This window comes from Streptomyces cinerochromogenes, assembly GCF_014648635.1.
Taxonomy (GTDB): domain Bacteria; phylum Actinomycetota; class Actinomycetes; order Streptomycetales; family Streptomycetaceae; genus Streptomyces; species Streptomyces cinerochromogenes.
Genome location: NZ_BMRM01000003.1, coordinates 280,579 through 281,768 on the forward strand (window position 1 = coordinate 280,579; position 1,190 = coordinate 281,768).

Below are 1,190 nucleotides of genomic sequence, written 5' to 3' on the forward strand. Positions count from 1 at the left end.
GGCCGCCCGGCGCCTCGTCGGTCTCAGCGCGCGCTCACGACCCGGATGTGCTCCCGGATCTCCCGCCGTACCGCCTCGGCGTGGTCGTCCAGGAAGAAGTGGCCGCCGGGGAAGATCCGCATCCGGAAGGACGCCGAGGTGTGGCGTGCCCACAGTTCGACGTCGGCGGTGTCCGCGACGGGGTCCGCGTCTCCGGCCAGCGCGACGATCGGGCAACGCAACGGCAGCGCCGACGGGTTGTGGTAGCGGTCGATGGCGCGGTAGTCGCCGCGCAGCGCCGGCAGCACCATGCCCAGCAGCGTCTCGTCGGCGAGGACCGTGGCGTTGGCGGCGTTCAGGTTCTTCAGCTCGGCCACCAGTTCCGCGTCGGTGGCGAGGTGCATGCGCCGGTCGCGGCGGAGCGAGGGCGCGCGCAGCCCCGATGCGAACAGCCCCAGCGGAAGCACCCCGCGCCGTTCCAGCCGCAGCGCGACCTCGAACGCCACGGCGGCTCCCATGCTGTGGCCGAACAGGAGCAGCGGACGGTCGGTCCAGGGCGTGAGTTCGGCCACGAGCCGGTCGGCGAGGGTGGGTATGTCCTCGATGCACGGCTCCGCCAGGCGGTCCTGTCGCCCGGGGTACTGGATCGCCAGTACGTCCGCGTGCGGCGACATCGCCTGGGAGAGCGGGCGGTAGTACGTGGCCGCGCCACCGGCGTGCGGGAAGCAGACCAGGCGGACGGCGGCTTCGGGTGCCGGGTGGAACCGCCGGATCCAGGCGCTCCTCATCGACGGTTCGGCCACGGTCTGTTCCCCTTCGTTGTGCGAGCGCCGCCTCGCCGTGACATCGGCCACGGAAATCGCGCCCGCGACGGCGGCCACGACGCCAACCACGGGGCCCTCGCCCTGCGGAGACGTGCGTACGGCGACGGTCACCCTAGACGGTCCGGGGGGAGCGTCGCTTCCCGGCCATGGCTTGACTGTGCTGTGTACGACGTGTGAAATATTGGCCGAGCCGTCAACAGCAGGGGGATGCGTTCACCTCGTAGTGAGCGATACCGGTGCAGGTGGTTTCACCTTCAATGGCCAGAAAGACGGTCGTCGGGACTCCGTGAAGAGGGCGCCGGCGTGCGGGGGGCGGACCACTTCACGATGCTTGAGCAGCGCCATGCAGTCATTCGTCCTGCGGCCGCGTCCGACCTCCCTCGCCTC

At 70.9% G+C, this 1,190-nt stretch carries 1 protein-coding gene; it reads right to left on the bottom strand.

From position 1 onward, the window contains the following. Positions 1-23 precede the first annotated feature (23 nt). Positions 24-782 carry a thioesterase II family protein gene (locus IEZ20_RS07900; protein WP_308434645.1) on the bottom strand — a complete coding sequence of 253 codons (759 nt, stop codon included), beginning with the start codon at positions 780-782 and terminating at the stop codon, positions 24-26. Positions 783-1,190: the final 408 nt, after the last annotated feature.